Raw genomic sequence first — 20,211 nt, forward strand, 5'->3', positions numbered from 1 at the left:
TTAAAGGATATTCCGGACCGTATTTTCAGTCCTGTATTTCATCATTATAAGCGTTTCTTTTTTCTCAGGATGATCAGAAATTTTTTTGAAACCTATTTTTCTGTATAGTTCGTAGGCCGCAGTATTTCTGCAGGTGACCTCCAGATAGATTTCACGTGTGCTGAATTGGGAGACAGATTCTTCTATAACTGCTTTAAGGAGTTGTGAACCAATGTTTTTACCCTGAAATCCAGCCTTTACATACATCTGGTAAATATGTCCGGAATAATTTTCTTCTTCTACAAAAACACAGATCCCGATAAGTTCATCATCAGCAAATGCACCCATAACAAACCTCCCCGGAGTCTGATTCTCTATATCAGATTCCAGTCTGAGCTTTTCGGTTTTTGATGCCTCATGATAATCTGCACCGAACGATTCGGGGAAAAACTTCAGACTTTCAAGCCTGATGCCCCGGTAAGCAGAACTTTCTGCCGGTAAAAGGTTTCTGAACTCTATCATCATTTTAACAGAATTTGTACATGGAGTAAATATGCAGATAATTTTAAACTTTATTGATTATTATTTCTGAAATTATATTTTATCTGATCCGGTAAAATTATTTATCATATTAAAATTCTGTTTAATTATTTTCATACGAATGAAATTTTTGGATATGAATTTAAATATTTACAGATGAAAAAAATATAATATTTTATCAATATTTATATGGATTGATGAGTATTTTATGTATATTTAAGAAATCAGTCAACTGATAAATTAAAATATTTTTGCAATGATTTTAAAAAAAAAATTGTAAATAGAGCACAGGTAGGAATGGATGTAATGCTGTCTGTGGAAAAATTAAATCGTATAAACATTAAAAAGCAGAAAGTAATAGAATAATGCCATGAATAAAAAGATAATCCATATAATCTGGATAATGATGCTGTCTATTCTGGTTTCCTGCAGCCAGACTTCCACAGAGGATGATATGCAGTGGTTTGATCTGCCTTTGATCATAAAAAACGAAGAACTGGAACTTTCCGGCAGGCATGAAGATCTGATCCGTCTGAATACAGAATACTTTAAAAAGGCTGAGAAAATGGGCTATGAAGCTGGAGAAGGTCTCAGCTACCTCAATATTGCTAGCGTTAATGTTGCTGCCGGAAATTACGAAAAGGCACTTGTTTTTTTTAAGAAAGCTAAAACTAAAATCGAGGTTTCAGGAAATGCGTATCATAAAGCTCAGTTCTATAACGATTACAGCCTTTATTATTTCTATCTGGATCAGTATGATAAAGCTGTGGCATACAATGATAAAGCCCTTGAATACATAAAAGAAGCTAAAGATTCTGAGTTGAAGGCCAAGCTGCTTCCACGGATTTATATAAACAGAGGTATTTATTATACTTTCAAAAAAAGACCGGATACTGCTCTGGAAAATATGCATAAAGCGGTAGCTTTGGAAAACTCGGCCTATACCAACTGTATGGTATCGCAGTTTTATCTGTACAATCATAAGCTGGATTCTGCAGAAGTATATATTCTGCGGGCTGAAAAAAAAATGAATGAAGAAAGAACCCGTGATGTGGAGTCCCTCTGGATCTATTTCACACTGGGATATTATTACAACCAGAAGAATATGTATGACCAGGCGGAAGATGCCCTGAAAAAAGCCCTGGAAATTAATATCAAAACAAGACGCACCTACTCTGCACACATCAAAAATATATATGAAACTCTGGCAGAACTTTATAAAAAGAAAAATGACGGAGGAAAAGCCTATTATTATCTGAATAAATATATGCAGGAAGAAGAAAAACTTGATGAAGAAAGACTTGCCACCATTAATAAAGCAACAGAGGATTTCGCTGCGGAAATAAAAAAAGAATCAGATAAACGGAAGAATGATCTGAGAGTATTGATCATCATAGCAGTATGTGTTCTTTCAGTTTCCGGGATATATGTCTGGCGGGTGATCAGGCGGCTTCAGCAGAGAAAAAATGCTCTGAAAGGAGAAGCAGATGAATTGAAAAACCATGTACAGGTTAAAAAGCAACAGGAAGTTATTGAACTGGCTCAAACAAATGACTCCTCTTTTCTTTTAAAATTCAAAGAATTGTATCCTGATTTCATCCGTGCTCTTTTGAATATCAACCCCGATCTTGAAAATTCTGAACTTGCTTTCTGTGCCATGCTGAAGCTGGGATTCAGCTCTAAAGAGATTGCAGGCTATACTTTTGTACTGCATAAATCGATTCAGCAGAAAAAATACAGGATAAGAAAAAAACTCAATATTCAGAAGGAAGTTGATATTTATGATTTTTTTAAAGAGTTGGATGGTACAGCCAGCCGGAAAAACCCGGAAGATATTTAAAGCTCAATTGATATGCCTTTAAGAATAATGATGCGTTTTTTTCTTTTCATACTGATTTTCAAACTGGTGGTTTCCTGCAGTCCATACTCACAAAAGGAATATGAAGACAGTTTTGATGTTCCTCTGCTTACCCGGAACGAAAAACTTCGTCTTTCCGGTGAATATGATTCCCTTTTGGCTCTCAATCAGCAGTACTATAAAAAAGCTGTTGAGATGGGATACCAGGATGGAAAAGCACTGTGCTATATCAATCTGGCAAATGTTAACCTGTCGATGGGAAATTATCTGCAGACACAGGCTTTTTTTGACCGGGCGGGGAAAATATTGGCAAAATCGGAAAACAACATTCACAAAGCTAAATATTATTCGGAATACAGCCAGTTTCAGATAGAACTGAACCGGCTTGATCAGGTATCGGAGAGCAACAGGAAAGCAATGGATTATATTAAGAAAACTGATCCGTCTCCGCTGAAGAACAATATTATGTTCAAAATATACCTGAAACAGGGGCAGTATCTTGCACTGAAAAAACAGTATAAGGAAGCATTGGAATATATGCAGAAAGCCGGAAAGCTGGAACGTTTCGGAATGGCAGACTGTATGATTGGCGACTACATCTATATGTATAAAAACATGGATTCTGCTTACCGGTATATTTCAGGAGTCTATAACAAAGTGAATAAAGAAAAAAGAACAGATGCGGTAGCTCTTTATGCTAATACCCTGATGGGGGAGTATTATATTGAAATGAATCAGAATGATGAAGCTGAAAAGGCATTGATGCAGGCTCTGGAAGTAGACCGTAAAACAAGACCTGTTTTTACCAATTATACCAAATATATTTATAATGACCTCAGGGTTTTATATAATAAAAAAGGAGATAAAGAAAAAGCTTACTATTATTTAAAAGCTTATACGGACGCAAAAAACAGATCTAATGACGCTATGCTGAAAACAGCCCACAATGATTTGGATATTTTTGCCGCCGAAGAGGAAAAAGCCCGTAAAGCCTGGAATAAAGTTCTTATAATTTCTGTAACATTAACTCTTGTTTTTGTTCTTTCCGGAATATATGTCTGGAAAGTAATTAAAAAACTGAATCAGAAAAAAGGAAAACTGAAAAATGAAACGGAAGACCTGAAAAAACGAATGGATGGTTTTCAGGAAAAAGAAGTTATTGAGCTGGCTAAAAAAAACGACCCTTCATTTCTGGCTGTTTTTAAAGAAGTTTATCCTGAATTTATAGAAAAAATCCTGACAATAAATCCCGATCTTGAAAATTCTGAACTCATTTTCTGTGCTATGCTGAAACTGCATTTCAGATCCAAGGAAATTGCCAATTATACTTCTGTTCTGCACAAAACAGTTCAGCAGAAAAAATACAGAATACGGAAAAGGCTGAATATTCCTCCGGATCAGGATATTTATGATTTTTTTGATGAAATCAGATAGAACAAAGAGCTGATGAATTGAATTTCATATTTCCTGACGATAAAAAACTGCCTGAAATACCCAGGCAGCAATCGAAATACTCTCTTTTCACCATTCATGATGGTAGTGTGTTTATGAACTCAAATTTGGATTTTTTAAATGAAATATAAAAAAAACACGATACTACTTAGGTACTACGCGGTATTTTTTTAACAAAAAGCGAAAAATTTAAAAAGTAAAATGCATATCTGAATCTGTTTTAATAAATATATTAAAGCCTGCCTAAGAATAAGAAATAAATATTTTTAATTTGGATGTGATGCTATGGGTAAGTTGCTGATTATTATTTGATTGTTTGTAATTTCAGATGCTTGCTACTTATGTACTACGCCTTTTTATATTCAATCAAAGTGTAAAATATAATTTTATAATTGTTCATGGTATAGAAGATCAGGAACAGATTTCAATTTGCTGCTTATATTGTTGCGGGCAGTCTATCCATTATAAATATCCCCCAAAAGTGTAATTGATTATTTCATATTTATTTACAAAATTTGTATACAGCAGATGAAACAGCATTTGTAACTTAAATGTGAAAATTAAAATTGATATAGAATGAATTAGCAAACTAAAACACCAATGATATAACCCCAAAACAAAAAGCCATGAAAAAAGATTTAGATTACATTAAAAACAGATTTGCCGATAGAATCTTTAAAGATAAAAAAAGAGAAAAATTGAAAGATCGGCTGGAGAACCTGAAAAACAAAAGATTTTCCGATACCATTTCAAAAGATGAAAACGGAAATATCCTCCAGTGGGTCAATTTCGTTCAGGAAGGAGGCGGAGTGCTGGGAATTTCTCTGGTAGGCTATGTCTTTGTACTGGAATATCTGGGAATACGGTTTTTAAGGTTAGCCGGAACCAGTGCGGGAGCAATTAATACCCTGTTTCTCGCTTCTATGGGAGAGAAACACGATCCCAAATCACCGGAACTGTTTGATATGATGATGGATGATAATCGGTTTAATATGAAAAGCTTTGTTGATTCCGGATCAGGTATTGTCAGATTTATGATCTTCTCTTTAAGCAGAGGAATGGGCCTGATCAGTAATATCCTGATTTCTTATCTGGCTCTTGCTGCACTGGCACTCATTATACTTCCGCTTTTAAGCTATATAGGAACGGAAATGAAAATGGGCTATCTGATTTTTATGGCTGTTTTCGTTCTGATGTCTGTTATTATCGGGGTATTGTTATCCCTTCTTCACCGGTTCCGCTACGGAATCAATCCAGGCAGAACTTTTGAAAAATTTCTGGTCACAGAACTGGATAAATCAGGGATCACATCTCAGGAATTACTGAAAAAAAGAGCGGAAGGATATATGAACATATCGCCCAAAAGATTTGTTAATACACCTGAAGGTAAAGTTCTGCCCAAAAATAAGGCTGATGTTCCGGTTTATGAAGCATTTGAGGCTTTTTCCGTCCCTCACCTGAATAAAGCAGTCCCTCTTAATAATAACAGTGAGCCTATTGAACCCGGTAATAATCTCTGGTATTCTTCCATATCATCAGAAATGGATGAATATAATATAACTGATAAAAAAATAGGTACTGAAACATACCGTCCGGAAGAAAATTCAGGATTTCCGGAGTTATACCTCATAAGGGATGAAAAACAGGCCAAAGAAAAAAAGGAAACAGCAGTAGTTACCGCTGCTGAAGACTCTGATCAGCCCGCAGTAACCAAAAAAGATAAAAAAAAGATCAGGGAGAGCCTGAAGAAAATTTATTTTGATTATTCTTTTGTCACCACAGATATTGCCAATCAGTGTAAAATTGTTTTTCCGCTTGATGAAGGCCTGTATGATTTTAAGAAATCTGTCAGACCGGCGGTATTTGTAAGAGCTTCCATGGCCATTCCGCTGTTTTTCGAGCCCAAGATCCTTCCGGTAAACAAAGGAGCCGACTGGTTAGGGGTAAAGGGAAATGTAAACCGCTCAGATACAGGAGTTCTTATTGACGGCGGGTCACTTTCTAATTTTCCGATCAATTTATTTCATCTCAGACATATTAAAGAACCGAGAGTTCCTGTACTGGGAGCCCGGATTGTAGATTCAAAACCCGTTGTTAACAGCAGGCAGAATCTTACATTCGGAAATTACCTGGGCAATGTGATCAATACCCTCCGTAACAATGAAGACAGTTCTTTTCTGGCTATCAATCCGTTCTACAAAGAACACAGCATTGCTGAAATAAAAGCATATGAAACCAAAATCAACTGGCTGAATTTTAATATTTCTACAAAAGAAAAAGAAGAACTGTTCCTGAAAGGAGTAGAAGCTGCCCTGATCTTTCTGGAAAAATTTGACTGGAAAAAATATAAAGCCGACAGAAAAAAACTTAAATAAACTCACCACCATGAATCCTTTTTTTATAAAACTGGCACTCCGGACCTGCTATTTTATGGGCTCCGTACTGTGGGGAATAATGACCTTTCTTCAGTTTGAGAAAAGCGGAAAAGCAACATTGACGATATTCGATTCTATTGAATTTTTCAGAAATGAATTCAATATACTTGATGAATGCGATAAAAAACTGAATTGGGTAACGCTGAACTATGATAATATCTTTGTGCTCTTTGGAGGACTATTTCTCATCCTGTATGCCGCAAAGCTCAAAAATGACGCTAAAGAAACCAAAAGAAAAGGTTCTTTAACGGATTTTTTATCCGTATTGCTCGTTTTGGGAACCATCTATATGATTTTAGACTGGTCCGAGAATTATTGCCTTTTCCAGGCCATAAAATATCAAGATTTTAAATGTTCACTTTTCAAACCCCTTCAGCTGCTTAAATGGGGAACCGGAATTTTTACCCTGGTTTCCTTAATCATCATTGACTGGCGGTTTTTCAGGAACTGGAGAGGTATCCTGTGGGGAACCTTTGGCTTTCTGCTGATTATGCTGCTGATTACTCAATCGCTTCACCTGTATCATAAGTCCCATCCGGTATATCCGGAATGTAAAATATAATTCGTACCTATTCTGACCGGCAGTAAGATCACAGATTTGATCGGAAATATTCACATCAGGTTCCGGATAATTTACGGCGGGCCTTCGGCCCGCCGTAAATTATCCGGATAGTGAAAATACTAATCAATAGGTTCCCACAACTGTATCTTATTGCCTTCAAGATCCAGAATATGAATAAACTTTCCATAATCATAAGTGGCAATTTCATCCAGTACCGTTACATTTTCTTTTTTTAACTCTTCCACCAGGGCTTCAAGATTTTCTACTCTGTAATTAATCATAAAGTCTTTTTCAGAAGGTTCAAAATACTTTGTATTTTCAGCAAAAGGTGCCCATTGGGTCAGCCCTTTTTTACCGTCGGTCTGAAGCCATTCAAAACTGGTCCCGTAGGGGCTGGTTTCAAGGCCGAGGTGTGCTTTATACCATTCGTTCATCGCATTGGGATCTTTGGATTTGAAGAGGATACCCCCGATACCGGTTACTTTTTTCATGTATTATTTTTTATCGTTAGAGATTGTGTTCAGCGGTGCTGAGACTGATTTCAAATATAGGTAAAAACCAAAGATGTATTATTGTTTTTTAATTTCGAAGAACTTTTTCATGAAGTGATCACTGTGTTCCAGAAATTCATTATCGGTCTGAAAAGTCCTGATATGAGGCATTATACCTCTGCCCGGTTTCTGGTCCGGCAGTATTTGAGCATCCTGTACAACATGAACAATTGAAAATCCTGTCTGTATTCCGGTATTGGGAAGTTCATAGACTACGGGAAGGTGCCCGTTATGTTCATAATAACCTCCGTTGGTTTCGGTACCGATGACAATAGCATTGGTGTATGACTTGATCAGGGAAGCCAGATGAGAACCTGCGGAAGCCACGTTTTCATCAGTGAAAAGATAGAGCTGTCCTTTAAATGTTTTTCCGTTGGGTAATATCAATGGATTTTTTTCATCAGCCCAGTAAAATTTTCCCTGTGAAGATACCGGATAAAGCTGTTTTAGGTAAACATCCAGACTTTTTCCGTTCTGTATACCATTGGAAATAAAAAGGGGAGTGATCACCAGCCTTTCCTTCTCCGGAATTTCATTAAACAGAGTATAGGCATAGTGGCTGTCTCTGAACGGCCTTTGCGTAAGATAGGAAAAAACCTTTTCATACAAGGCACCGGTGCCTCCGGAATTACCTCTCAGATCAATAATAAGATGTTGGATATTTTCTTTTTCCAGGGTCTGCATCATCCGGTCCAGAAAATCACTGAATTTTTTATAGTCGGGATCTTCCTTACCGGCTGCAAAATCAAAACCTCTTAGAGATAGACGGTAAACGTCGGCTATTTCCTTTGTCAGAGCATATTTTTCAGACATAAGCTTCTTGCTGAAAATAAGTGAATGCCGGGATTCCTGGAGCTTTTTTACATTTTCAAAAGATATTCCCGGAAGATTTACCCGATGAACACGACCTTCCCACTGATACTTGATTTCGTAATTTTTATGAAGTCCGAATTCAATATAAAATTTATCCGCCATTCCCTTTTCAAAGCCGGCAGTTTCCTTATAAACGGAAGAATAACCGTCTGAAGAATAATACCGGGCAAAACGCCTGATGATATCGGCAGCCGGAACATCATTCACAGACAGGATCTCAGCGGAAAGAGGAATAGGAGTACCTTCCGAATCCTGCAGAAGACGTCCGTTGATGTTTTTTAAAGTAATGGGCAGATATTCAGGTTTTTGCGTCAGATAATAAGAAGTGTGGTTCGGCAGATCCGTAAAATTATGACAGCTGCCTTCAAACTCTGTAAGCCGTGCTATGATCCTGTAAAACTCAGTAAGACTCTTACAGTTTTCTGTTTCCTTTTCAGCCCGGTGATAAATGCTGTCAATTTGTTTAAGGTTACGGTATAAATATAATCCGGCATTAGCCTTTTCCCTGATGGAGCGGAAGGTTTTCAGATCTTCCAGGAGCTGAGCAGATGTAAACCTGTTATTCACAGCAGGAATACTGCCTGATTCCGCAATCTTTACTTTTGTATTTCCGGATTGCCCCACATAGGATTTAGCCCAGATTTTTAAAGTATAGATTTTATTCTTCTCCGGAATAAGATACAGCCTTTCCAAAGATCGAATTCCTTTGGAATCATCCTGATCTTTAATCTTTTTCCCATCCCTAAAAAGGGAAAAAGCAAGATTGGCAGCATCTGACCGGACAGAAACCCAGGCCGGTTTCCCGGAGTTCAGCGGGTAACTTATGGTGTCTCCGTATTTTAAATCCAGTGTTTTCTGTCCATATAATGATTGTAAAAAGAATATAAAGAAGAATAGCGGTAATCTGGACATTATTAATTTTTATCAGGCTAATATACAAAATAACAGGCCCTCTCTTTCCTTGAGAACTGTTTAAACTTTCTTTAAGTTCCATTAAGAAAAAAAATCAAAGATTTTTACAAACATAACCTCTCAGGACAAAACCTTACTTAATATCCTGAAGACCCATATTCCTTAACGGCTTAAAATTTTTCCGGATAAAATCCCGGGTTAGTCCTGAAATTAATTTTTTTAAATTCTTAGGTTTGAAAAATCTGTTACAGTTTAGATTTTATACTCATCTCCTGAACTTCTTCGGCAGAAAAACCATAAATCTGAGGTGTTTGTACATCCAGTAAATTAAGATAAATATAGAGTTCGCCCCTGTGGTGGATCTCATGCTCCGTCATGGCCCGAAGCCATTTCCATACCGATATTTCGCTGCCGGCAGGAGTCAGGCATCTGCGGTTAAGATCTTCATCAGAAAGCCCGCTAAGAATTTGTATCATCTGCCGGTGCATTTCATTAAAATATTTTACCGTTTCATCATAGCCGTCTGCAAGGTCTTTCCCACAACCCTGGTAGGCACTTTTTCTTCCGGAAATGGTTTCTCCGTACATGTTCCGCTCGATGGCGGCAATATGTCTGATCTGGTCACCAATGGTAAACTTTCCCGGTTTGTAGGAGAAATCAATATGCTCCGGGGGGACTGCTTCGATGAGCCGGATTGTCCGGCCCCTGATTTTTTCATAATAATCAATAAATGATGTTACAGATCTTATTTCCATGACCAGTCTTTTAAACCGTTAAATTATTGAAAATAAGAACAGGGACAAAAAATCCGGATACTTTTTGCTACTCATGGTGTCCGCTGAAAAATTCCAGCATGGTTTCCAAAGCATTTTCAGAATGCATTCTTTCGCCGTTGTCAAGCGATTCCCGTATCGCTTTGGCTGCCCGTTTCCGCATCTGGTTTTCATACAGGGCAACTGCTTCTTCCAGGGACTGACAGTTGCTGTCTGTGAGGCGTTCGCTCAGCTCCAGAGCATCAAGCATGGCCATGTTGGCTCCTTCTCCGGCAAAGGGAGGCATTACATGAGCGGCATCTCCGATCAGGGTAAGATCAGAACGGGTCTTCCAGGCCTTTTCTAAAGGCATATAGTAAATCGGACGGGGGATGAATGGAGTTTCAGCGTTCTCAAAAAGTTCAGTCCAGCTGCTGTTCCATTCAGGATATTCTTTTTGATACCAATCCAGGACCTGCGTCTGATCAGAAAAATCGATGCCGCTGGCTGATGGCCAGTTTTCATCGGCTCTGAAGCTTGCATAAAACCCAATATTACCGTTTCCTTTCTGTCCCAGCAGCAGATTCTGACTGTTTCCGAAAGCCATGATCTTTCCTCCTTTAAGAAGAGCGGTAATGGCAGGAGCTGTTTTTTCTGCATGAATAATGTTGCCTTCAAGCATAATAATGCCCGAATAAACAGGCTTGATATCTGTAAGGTATGGACGGACCCTGGAATTGGCTCCGTCTGCCGCAATGACAAGATCGGCATAGGCTGATGAACCGTTTTTAAAATGAAGCATCCAGCCGTTACCCTGTTTTTCCATAGAAATAAAATGACTGTCCCACATGACAGTTTCCGGAAGCAGCGATTCCAGAAGCATATTCCTCAGCGGACCGCGGTCAATTTCCGGACGGAAATGAGCGTGCCCGAAATTTTCATCCGGTTTGCTCTCATGATCACTGTAAAATATTTCTGCCTGTTGGTTCACAATCAGCATTTTGTCAGCGCCGGGACGGAAGTTTTTCTTAAACTCATCCAGAAGTTCGGCCCCGCGTAAAGCCGCCATTCCCGAATCTTCGTGCATATCAAGAGGAGAACCCTGTACACGGGCATTTTTATCAAAATCTCTCTCATAAACTTTTACCTCTGCATTTTTAAGCTGTAACAGTCTGGCGAGTGTAAGGCCGCCCGGACCTCCGCCAATAATCGCTATTGATTTATTTTTTATAAGCATCTTAATTGAATTTACAGAGGCAAAGTTATCTTTGTTTCAAAACAGATAATAGTATAAATCGGTCGTTTTTATTTTTGGCCAGTTCCTTAGGAATCACTCCTGAAAATTTTTTGATTTCCCTGATGAAATGGGTCTGATCCGTATAATTGAGCTCCGGGAAAAGTTTTCCCGCTGCAATATGTTCCAGGGAAGCCCGGAAACGGAGTATCGTAGAATATGATTTTAATGAAAGCCCGAACTGTTTGCTGAAATAACGGTTGATCTGCCGGCTACTCCATGAAGTTCTTTCAGAAAGTTCTGTAACATTCATCTCACCCTTTGAAGCATAAATAAGCTCAAACAGAAGACGCTTTCTTGGATCTGTCTTTTCAGGGGCCAGCTCCTGTATTACCCGGGAAGCATATTGGTAAAATGCTTCAAAATCATTCATCATATCTGCCGTAAAATTCCAGAAGCCATCCGGAAGTTCTTTTGCCGTATTTAAAAGATCTGCAATAGAGGTCTGCAGGATATATTCGGCTCCCAGCGGTCTGAAGCTTACGACAAATGCGAGAGTATGAGGAGGAATGATTCTCTGTTCCGGTGCTGTTTCCAGGCCGATCAGCAGAACATGCAAAGCTTCTGTCCCGGATTGCAGAAAAAATAAATCAACTCTTCCGTCCGGAATCACCACAGCTTCTTTAGGTTCATCCGATGGATTGTGAAACATGCCTATACTCTCTACAAAGATATCAAGGGACGGATCGGGAGAAAGGAACTTACAGTAAAATTCATTGTTCATGTCATCGGGAATATATCGGTGATGAATTTACAAAAAATGCTTAATTAAAAACCGGAGCAGCATGAGATTATATAGTATGCTCCGGATTATAAATCCTCTTCGTGTCGTGAATAATATAACTTTAAAATTTGGTGAATCCGCAAATAACTGATATTTTAGTCAAAAATGACTAAGTAACTATGAAGAAATGGATTTCGATGTGTATTATTGTATGGGGATGCAGTAATATAAGAGCTCAGGCCGTAAGTATAGATAAAGAAAAGCTGCTTGAATATTATGAGAATCAACGTTATGCCGAGGCGGCAAAGTATCTTGAAAATCTTTACCCACAGGATACAAAGGATGTAAAAGCACTTACCCAGATGGCATACTGCAATATGATGGCGGGAAAACTCCCGGAAGCAGAGAAAAATTACCTTAAAGCCAATACGGCAGAACCCAATAATCTGCCTGTTCTGTTCAGTCTGGCCAATATCAGTTCACGCCGGGGGAACGCTGCAAAAGCTAAAACCTATCTTACACAGATCATGCAGCTTGATAGTCTTAATTTCAGTGCCTGTAAACAGCTGGCGGTTTATGCGGAAACTCCTGAAGCCAGACTCGGTTACCTTAAGAAGGCGAACAGGCTTAATAAGACAGATCCGGATGTGGCATATGACCTTTCTATGGCCTATAAACAACAGAGACAGTTCCAGCCTGCCTATGACGTTCTGAAAACAGCTATTGAAGCAGATCCCGAGAACTTTACCCTTCAGCAGGCACAGCTTCCGGTGGCTAACCTTCTGGGAAAATATCAGGAAGTAATAGATACCGGAAAAAAGCTGACGAATAATAATACGGATGTAAATGTTATCAATGAAATGGGACAGGCCTATTTCTATTTAAAGGACTATCAGATGTGTGCCACACTCTTTAAAACCCTGGAAGACCTGGGAGTCCGGAACGAAGGAACCCTGTATTTTATGGCTTTAAGCTATCGGGAACTGAAAAACTATGATCTTGCAACAGCCTACGCCCAAAAGACAATCGAAGAAGGAATATCAAAGCATACGGCTACTTATTATACGACGCTCGGTGGTATCTATGAAGCGAAAAACCAGTTTCCCGAAGCAGTGGCAGCCTACAAAAGAGGGCTTACTTTTGATAACAGTAATATGATTAACTACCGTTTAGGACTGCTTTATGACTTGAATATGAAACAGGCTAAGAATGCATTATCCTACTACAACCTGTACCTTAAAAGCAAACCGGATCAGGAGAAGGAAAAAGATCAGATCGCCTATGCAAAAACCAGGATTGCCGCGCTTACAAAATCAAAATAGAAGACCTCACGAAAAGAATATGGCCAGCTCCCAACACACGTAAGGAATTCAGGTTAAATACTAAAATCGGGTTTCAGCCATGTTTATACCTTTCATAAAAATATGACTATGTTTACACTACAAAAACCGATACTAAAAAAGGAATGAACAAAAGCTCCCGCTCTTTTCCGGTATATGCCACAGCTAATAAAACTATTACCCTGATCATCCGTACAGCAGCTTCAATATGGCTTCTGGCCGCTTTTCTGCTGGGATTTTTATTACCGGTAGCCTTTGCATCTGATGAAGGGTATGCAGTTTCGTACAGCACTCATCCGGTTGGTACACTGATTTTTGTAATATGCTATGAACTGTGTTTCTTTTTCCTTTGCAGATGGCTGGTAAAGCTCTGGCAACGGAGGAAAGACAAATCTGTTATAAAAATGTGGGTAGACGAAAAGGGCCTGCACCGCCGGCAGAAAGATGGGATTGTACTTTCTGTTTTATACAGTAAATTACGGTGTGTTCCGAAAGAGGGAAATTACGATGTTTATACCCGGCAGATCGGTTCCGGAAAATATTCCAGAACGGCACTGATGGCTAATTATATGAATGAAAAAGGCGATATTATGCCTGTTGAGGTGGAATTTAACATGAATGTCTGGTACGGTTTTTTTCCCGGCAATATCATGGAACTGAGAGCTGCTTTTTTTCAGAATATGAACAGTTACAGCGAAATAAGAATCAATCCTGACGTTTATATACATTACAATATAAATCCTGATACCTTTCAGTTTGAAGCAAAAAAATACTGGATAAGGTGGACTGTTGTTGCCCTTTTGATTATTTCCGCATGGCTGGTCATCATGCTGCTGACGGTAGATTAAACTTCTGATTATTTAAAACTTAATGCTTTATAAGGAATGAAAAGAAAATGTATATAACCATTTTAACTCCCGGTAATCAATATGAAGTATCTTAAATACATTATAGGACTGATCCTTTTCATTGGAATAATTATCTTCTTAAATAAAACAGGATCAGAAGAATATGCTGAAAAAAATAAAATTTTAAAAAACGGAGTCGTTTTCGAAGGAGTAGTTACCGGCATACAGAGATCTCATAATCATAGCTTTGGAATACTGTCCGTAAACATTTCCCAATCAAATGTAAATGCCTTTTCAGTTAAACCGGAACAGGGAATATACCCTTACCGGATCAGAGGAAAACAGGCCGAAATATATGCACCTTTGTTTATACAGAGACAGATAGGGGACCACGTTAAACTCATTTCTGATGAGGAAACGGTTTATTATAAAGGCGCGGAATCCAGTGATAAAGGAGAAATCTATATCATTACAGAATCCGGAGATATTGATTTTGTAAAAGAAAATTCCCGGTTCAGATAAACCATAAACCCCTTTTCGTTAAGACAGAATTCTGATGAAAATCAATATCTTTATCATACAGAACAAGAACAATGAAACTGAAATTAGGGATCCTCGATCAGTCGCCCGTTATCTCCGGCAGCAATTCTTTAACCGCACTGAATAACAGCATTGATCTTGCCATATTCGCTGATGAAGCCGGATTTCACAGTGTGATGTATTCCGAACATCACGGGATAGAAGCCTATGGAAGTTCAAGCCCCGAACTTCTTGCTGCTGTTGTGCTGGGCAGAACAAAGAAGATCAGAGTGGGAACAGGAGGAATTATGCTCCGCAACTATTCAGCCTATAAAATTGCAGAATGGACGAAAATGCTGAGTACCCTGTATCCCGGACGTTTTATCCTGGGGCTGGGAAAAGCTCCGGGAGGGCTGAAAGATGCTGTACAGGCTCTGAACAGCAATAAACCTCCGGTGCTGTCCAATATGGAAAACAGACTGGAAGAGATCATTCAATACATAAAAGATGAGGAAGGAGTGTACCGCGGGCTGATCGCACAGCCCAAAGAACTTATCCATCCGCCGGAAATCATCTGGCTGGGTTCAGGAATGACTTCGGCAAGCGAAGCCGCAGGATATGGAGTAGGATATTCGTTTGCCGATTTTATGCGTAATGGAAATGAAACCGAAAGTACAGAAGCCTATCTGAGAGAATTTAATAACAGCAGATACGGAAAAGTACCTTCACTGCAGATAGCCGTTGCTGCATCAGTAGCAGAGGATATCCATAAGGCCGGATATAATGCCTATGGAATGGCTTATCAGTTTCTGCAGGCAAGACATTTAGAGGCTCCGGAAGCACTTCTTCCCTCAGAACAGATCAGAGAAAGAATCATGGGAACAGAACATGAAGAAGAGTTCTTTCGCATTCTGGATAAGATTATCATCGATACTCCTGCAAATATCTCAGAAAGATTAAAGGAAACTTCCGAAAAATACAATACCGATAATATTCTCATACTGTGCAATATGTATAGAGAAGAAGACCGTATGGATACCTATAAAAACATTATCCTGAACAACCGCTAAAGTTTTTGACAGGGAAACCGTTAAAAGTATTATATTGGCGAAAAATTAATAACATCAATCCAGGATCATTTCCATGAGTTATAATATCCAGCTTTACAGGACCGAAACGAAAGAAAAAGAAAAAGCCGCTAACGATGACAGTTTTTTTGATCGTGAAGATAACCTTGTGCCGTTTGAAAAACAGCAGATTGCCTATCTTAGAGACCGTCTGTTGAGTTACCGGTACGAACTGGCCGGGGAAGATGCTTCAGGACTTCATTTCAATCATCCGGATGAAGATTTCGGAAGCGTATTGCTTTCAGAAAGAGGACTTTATTTCAGGGCCGGATTGAGTGAAAGCTCCATTTTTGAAGTCGGGATGACTGCCTCGGAATTTACAGACACCGGTGAATTTGCAAAATACGATCCACAGCAGGAGGGCTGGGAGGAATTTTAACCGGAGATCAGCTCAGGATCAGGGAGGTTGAAAGTGTTCTGCTTATAAAAAACTCTTTTTTTCCTTAACAAAACTTACCATTTAAAAACTCTTAAGGCTGAGCTGGTTTTGTGATCAGCGATTATACGGAAGAAATGCAACCCTATCCAAGATTTTTACTGGATGAGTATATTCCTGCTTTTATCGCTACAAAAGCAGTGAAACTATAAAATTTTATCATTCCTTACATTTTATTTTGAACCCCATTTACCTGAAATAATGAATAAAAAGCATATCGTTATAATCGGCCTCGGTGGAGTAGGCGGATATTTCGGATTTAAGATTAACCAATTGAATGAAACGTCGGAAGCGTATAAAGTAACCTTTGCTGCCAGAGGTGAAACCTATGAAAAAGTAAAAGAAAACGGCCTTATCCTGCTTTCCCCTGAGCATTCGGCAGCCCATACTTTTCCTGATGCCTTAGAACAGCAGATCATCGATATAAAGGACCCGGACCTCATCCTGATCTGTGTGAAAGAATACGATCTGGAAAATGTCTGTACTCAGCTCAAGCAGATTATTCATAAAGATACAGTACTGCTTCCGATGATGAACGGAGCCGATATTTATGAAAGAATCAGAGCGGTCATTCCGGATAATGTCATCCTTCCGGCCTGTATCTACGTTGCTTCCCATATTAAAGAGAAGGGAACGGTAGAGCATAAAGGAAAAGCAGGGAAAATGATCATGGGAAGAGATCCGCAGCATTTTACCGCAGATATAAACTGGATCGCCGAACTGATGAAAAAAAGTAAAATTGATATTGATTTCAAAGACAGCGCATTAACGGATATCTGGACCAAATTTATTTTCATTGCAAGCTTCGGACCGGTAACGGCCAAATATAATTCATCCATCGGAACCGTATGTACGGATGCCCGGCAGAAACAGGAAGCTGCAGAAATCATGAAAGAGATTAAGCGGATTGCAGATCAAAAAGAAATTCACCTTTCCGCAGACATTATAGAGGAAACCTTTGAGAAAGCGGGTGCATTTCCTTTTGAAACTCCTACCTCACTGCAGTTGGATATTCACTCCGGAAAGAAGGATAACGAACTGGAGCTGTTTGCCGGAGCCGTTTTAAAATACGGAGCAGAACTGAATATAGAAACACCATTTACCGAAAAGGTCTACCAAGACTTAAAATAATCTCAGTTCCGAATAAGAATATCTTACAGATGCAGGTTTAATCAGATAAAGAATGAGAATTATGATATTCATAAAGGCGGTCCGAAACCGCCTTTTTTGATGTATAGAAATTTAAATATATAGAGAAATTTCCGGAGTTGGTAAAACGATTATGCTCCGTGCATGAATTTCTGCCGGTCCAGCAATACCTCATCAGTTTCCCGGTGGTCAGGATCATCGATACAGCAGTCTACCGGGCATACTGTTTTACACTGAGGTTCTTCATGGAAGCCTTTACATTCCGTACACTTTCCGGGAACAATATAATACACCTCATCAGAATAAGCCTGCTGGTATGCTCCGGCATCAGCTTCCGTTCCGTCCGGGAAAACGATTTTTCCGGAAAGCCGGGTCTTATCCTGCCAGCGCCAGTCGATAGCACCTTCATAAATAGCTGAATTGGGACATTCAGGTTCGCAGGCTCCGCAGTTGATGCAGTCGTCGGTGATGATAATAGCCATATTATTAATGGTTTTAAGGTTTTTAAAAAGGGGATTTTCCGGACAATATACCGGAAGAAATCCCCAACTAAACTTAAGTAAATGAACTAAACGTTGAAAAAATAAGCCGCAACGGCGGTGGTTCTTTATTCTGCAATTTCTATGAAAAGTCCGTCCATTGCCGCAGTAAGTTGAATCTGACAGGCGAGTCTGCTGGAAGAAGTTGTTGTAAAAAGTTCAGACAGAAGCGCTTCCTCCATATCGCTTTTTTCAGGAAGAACTGTGGCTTCACTGAGGATATAACAGTGGCAGGTAGCACACATGGCCATTCCTCCGCACATCGCTTCCATAGGCAATTCATATGCTTTACAGAGATCTTTAAGGCTGAGTCCCATTTCCAGAGGACAGATCAGATGATGGATATTTCCTTCCTGATCCTTTACCATGATTGTAATTTCATCCATTCTTCAGAACAGTTTTTATCATTAAATAGGGGATATTCTTTCAATTCTTCTTGTGGTGGCAATACTGATGAGCTTTTCAAACTTATCTGAATATAAAGAAGATATTTTTTCCGGATTTTCCGGATCATATAAAACTGACCTGATCACAGGAACACTGAAGGGTAACGGCCATGCACGCAGAGATTTGGCGACCACATCCATCGTATTGATTCCCTGCATAGCCTGAAGCCCGTCTGCCCAGCATACCAGCCCAACCGTTTTATCCGTTAAATAAGGCTGATAATGTCCCGAAGTAACTTCAAGCCAGTCCAGGCAGTTCTTCATCACCCCCGGAATGCTTCCGTGATACAGAGGAGCAAGCCAGAAATGGAGATCTGCATCCTGAAACAGCTGTGCCATCCGCTCCACCGCTAAAGGAGTTTTACCCAATGTAATATCAAACAGGGGAATTCCGGAGTCTGCCGGCATAAAAACCTCAGTCTGTATACCTGATCTCTCCAGTCTTTCTCTGAAAAACTGTGAAATCCGGCCCGAAGCAGATTCACTTCGTCTTTCCATCGATCCGTTAAATATAATCGCTTTCATTCTGATTTAATTTTTGAAGATGACTTTAGGCATACCTATTTCTCCGTACATCAGGCTTTTTACCAGAGGTTTCAGAAGTCCGGCTGCCAGTAAATAAAGAGCAGGATCGTGGTCTGCACGGGCTCTTACAACTACTTTCTGATCCTTATAATGCTTCAGATCCGCATACATCAGCCGGCGTTTCCAGAGGTCCAGCAAAACCGTATCAGCATTGTTCAGGTCTGCATGAACAGCATAAGGAGATAATTTTTCCATGATGAGCATATATACCCAGGGCGGAATTATGGCATCCGTAGAACAGATGATCCCCACGGCTTTTTCGTTGTACACAGAAAAATCCACGGCAGCAATAGATTCCTTAAACTCTTTCTCCTTCACAATCATTCCCATAAAAAGATGATCTTTAATATCAAGTTCTACAATTTCCGTGGTAGGTTTGTAGTCCAAAAGATCAAGGGCAATAATGCCCGAAGCTTCTGCTTTGTTGATGAAAATTTCCTGATTCATAACGGTCTTTTTAATCTGAAAGGTTTATCTGATTTTGGTGAGTGCTTCTCCGTATTTTCTTTCTACTGCGGCCCAGTTCAGCACAGACCAGAATGAGTCGAGGTAATCGGCCCTCTTATTCTGATATGCCAGATAATAAGCGTGTTCCCATACATCAATCCCCAGAACAGGAAAGCCCCTGTTCACCAGCTGTACATCCATCATCGGGTTATCCTGGTTAGGAGTGGAAGCGATAGCCAGCGAACCGTTGAATTTTACAAACAGCCATACCCATCCGGACCCGAACTGACCAAGTCCTGTTTTCTTCATTTCCGCTTTAAGAGTATCAAGATCACCAAAAGTTGAGGTGATAGCTTCAGCCAGTTTTCCCTGAGGAGCTAATTGAGGAGTTGGTGAAAGAATTTCCCAGAATAAGGAGTGGTTGTAATGTCCGCCGCCGTTATTTCTTACAGCCGGGCCATATTCACTTACTCTTTGTAAAATAGAATCCAGGTCGTCGGAAGCTTCGCCCGCTTTTTCTAAAGCCGCATTCAGATTATCCACATAAGCCTGATGGTGGCGCTGGTGATGAATAGTCATGGTTTCTTTATCTATAAAAGGTTCCAGTGAGTCATAAGAATAATCCGGTTGAGGAAGTGTAAAAGTGTTCATAATATTATTTTTTTTGATTATTACAGGCCAAAGGTAATAATATATTTTAATAAAACAACTATTTAGTTGTTTTATGGGTTTGTCTGAAAAAATATGTAATATATTGATATGTTTGTTTTTACAAATTAAAATTGAAGATTATAGAAATTGGCTATATTTGTTGTTGAAAAATAAAACAACCAAAATATTGTC

Annotated in this window: 21 protein-coding genes; 10 read left to right on the forward strand and 11 right to left on the reverse strand. The window is 39.3% G+C overall.

What is annotated here, in order from left to right; all coding sequences use genetic code 11:
- Nucleotides 1-504, reverse strand: a complete 504-nt coding sequence (locus tag AC106S_RS19285) for a GNAT family N-acetyltransferase (RefSeq protein WP_482441300.1) — start codon at nt 502-504, stop codon at nt 1-3.
- Nucleotides 505-889: 385 nt separating this feature from the next.
- Here AC106S_RS19285 and AC106S_RS19290 point away from each other — a divergent pair, with 385 nt between their 5' ends.
- The 4 genes from AC106S_RS19290 to AC106S_RS19305 all read left to right on the forward strand — a co-directional run bounded on the left by AC106S_RS19290 (nt 890) and on the right by AC106S_RS19305 (nt 6,826).
- Nucleotides 890-2,359: a tetratricopeptide repeat protein gene (locus tag AC106S_RS19290; RefSeq protein ID WP_482441301.1), complete on the forward strand. Its 1,470-nt coding sequence runs from the start codon at nt 890-892 to the stop codon at nt 2,357-2,359.
- Nucleotides 2,360-2,371: 12 nt separating this feature from the next.
- A complete protein-coding gene (locus AC106S_RS19295) occupies nt 2,372-3,811 on the forward strand; it encodes a tetratricopeptide repeat protein (protein ID WP_482441302.1) in 1,440 nt (479 codons plus the stop codon).
- Nucleotides 3,812-4,455: 644 nt separating this feature from the next.
- Nucleotides 4,456-6,204, forward strand: coding sequence for a patatin-like phospholipase family protein (locus AC106S_RS19300; protein ID WP_482441303.1), 1,749 nt, complete (start codon nt 4,456-4,458; stop codon nt 6,202-6,204).
- A gap of 10 nt (nt 6,205-6,214) precedes the next feature.
- On the forward strand, nt 6,215-6,826 hold the full coding sequence (locus AC106S_RS19305) for a hypothetical protein (RefSeq protein ID WP_482441304.1): 612 nt from the start codon (nt 6,215-6,217) through the stop codon (nt 6,824-6,826).
- Between the two features lie 119 nt (nt 6,827-6,945).
- On the opposite strand, the gene AC106S_RS19310 is transcribed toward AC106S_RS19305, so the two are convergent.
- From AC106S_RS19310 to AC106S_RS19330, 5 genes are all read right to left on the reverse strand, one after another.
- Complete coding sequence (locus AC106S_RS19310; RefSeq protein ID WP_482441305.1) at nt 6,946-7,317, reverse strand: VOC family protein; 372 nt, start codon at nt 7,315-7,317, stop codon at nt 6,946-6,948.
- A gap of 78 nt (nt 7,318-7,395) precedes the next feature.
- Complete coding sequence (locus AC106S_RS19315) at nt 7,396-9,162, reverse strand: S41 family peptidase (RefSeq protein ID WP_482441306.1); 1,767 nt, start codon at nt 9,160-9,162, stop codon at nt 7,396-7,398.
- A gap of 245 nt (nt 9,163-9,407) precedes the next feature.
- Nucleotides 9,408-9,917 carry a DinB family protein gene (locus AC106S_RS19320; RefSeq protein WP_482441307.1) on the reverse strand — a complete coding sequence of 170 codons (510 nt, stop codon included), beginning with the start codon at nt 9,915-9,917 and terminating at the stop codon, nt 9,408-9,410.
- Between the two features lie 67 nt (nt 9,918-9,984).
- Nucleotides 9,985-11,151 (reverse strand): FAD-dependent oxidoreductase, encoded by a 1,167-nt coding sequence (locus AC106S_RS19325; RefSeq protein WP_482441308.1) that lies wholly within the window; start codon nt 11,149-11,151, stop codon nt 9,985-9,987.
- Between the two features lie 25 nt (nt 11,152-11,176).
- Entirely contained in the window at nt 11,177-11,932 is a 756-nt protein-coding gene (locus tag AC106S_RS19330) for a helix-turn-helix domain-containing protein (RefSeq protein WP_482441309.1), read from the reverse strand.
- A 179-nt stretch (nt 11,933-12,111) separates the two neighbouring features.
- Here AC106S_RS19330 and AC106S_RS19335 point away from each other — a divergent pair, with 179 nt between their 5' ends.
- The 6 genes from AC106S_RS19335 (at nt 12,112) to AC106S_RS19360 (ending at nt 17,333) form a co-directional block, all read left to right on the forward strand.
- The gene (locus AC106S_RS19335; RefSeq protein ID WP_482441310.1) at nt 12,112-13,254 is read left to right on the forward strand and encodes a tetratricopeptide repeat protein; all 1,143 of its coding nucleotides are present in this window, start codon (nt 12,112-12,114) and stop codon (nt 13,252-13,254) included.
- Between the two features lie 143 nt (nt 13,255-13,397).
- On the forward strand, nt 13,398-14,120 hold the full coding sequence (locus tag AC106S_RS19340; RefSeq protein WP_482441311.1) for a hypothetical protein: 723 nt from the start codon (nt 13,398-13,400) through the stop codon (nt 14,118-14,120).
- A gap of 81 nt (nt 14,121-14,201) precedes the next feature.
- Nucleotides 14,202-14,642 carry a hypothetical protein gene (locus tag AC106S_RS19345; protein WP_482441312.1) on the forward strand — a complete coding sequence of 147 codons (441 nt, stop codon included), beginning with the start codon at nt 14,202-14,204 and terminating at the stop codon, nt 14,640-14,642.
- 71 nt (nt 14,643-14,713) lie between these two features.
- Nucleotides 14,714-15,709 (forward strand): MsnO8 family LLM class oxidoreductase, encoded by a 996-nt coding sequence (locus AC106S_RS19350; protein ID WP_482441313.1) that lies wholly within the window; start codon nt 14,714-14,716, stop codon nt 15,707-15,709.
- Nucleotides 15,710-15,782: 73 nt separating this feature from the next.
- The gene (locus AC106S_RS19355; protein ID WP_482441314.1) at nt 15,783-16,145 is read left to right on the forward strand and encodes a hypothetical protein; all 363 of its coding nucleotides are present in this window, start codon (nt 15,783-15,785) and stop codon (nt 16,143-16,145) included.
- 258 nt (nt 16,146-16,403) lie between these two features.
- Entirely contained in the window at nt 16,404-17,333 is a 930-nt protein-coding gene (locus AC106S_RS19360) for a ketopantoate reductase family protein (RefSeq protein WP_482441315.1), read from the forward strand.
- Nucleotides 17,334-17,482: 149 nt separating this feature from the next.
- Here the strand turns inward: AC106S_RS19360 and AC106S_RS19365 are convergent, their stop codons facing one another.
- The 5 genes from AC106S_RS19365 to AC106S_RS19385 form a co-directional block, all read right to left on the reverse strand.
- Entirely contained in the window at nt 17,483-17,833 is a 351-nt protein-coding gene (locus tag AC106S_RS19365; RefSeq protein ID WP_482441316.1) for a 4Fe-4S dicluster domain-containing protein, read from the reverse strand.
- A gap of 125 nt (nt 17,834-17,958) precedes the next feature.
- Nucleotides 17,959-18,276, reverse strand: a complete 318-nt coding sequence (locus tag AC106S_RS19370; protein WP_482441317.1) for a 2Fe-2S iron-sulfur cluster-binding protein — start codon at nt 18,274-18,276, stop codon at nt 17,959-17,961.
- A gap of 21 nt (nt 18,277-18,297) precedes the next feature.
- Nucleotides 18,298-18,861 carry an NADPH-dependent FMN reductase gene (locus tag AC106S_RS19375; protein ID WP_482441318.1) on the reverse strand — a complete coding sequence of 188 codons (564 nt, stop codon included), beginning with the start codon at nt 18,859-18,861 and terminating at the stop codon, nt 18,298-18,300.
- Nucleotides 18,862-18,867: 6 nt separating this feature from the next.
- Nucleotides 18,868-19,368 carry a DUF2480 family protein gene (locus AC106S_RS19380; protein ID WP_482441319.1) on the reverse strand — a complete coding sequence of 167 codons (501 nt, stop codon included), beginning with the start codon at nt 19,366-19,368 and terminating at the stop codon, nt 18,868-18,870.
- Between the two features lie 24 nt (nt 19,369-19,392).
- The gene (locus AC106S_RS19385; RefSeq protein ID WP_482441320.1) at nt 19,393-20,019 is read right to left on the reverse strand and encodes a superoxide dismutase; all 627 of its coding nucleotides are present in this window, start codon (nt 20,017-20,019) and stop codon (nt 19,393-19,395) included.
- Between the last annotated feature and the right edge of the window lie 192 nt (nt 20,020-20,211).

The organism is Chryseobacterium sp. FR054 (assembly GCF_056844565.1).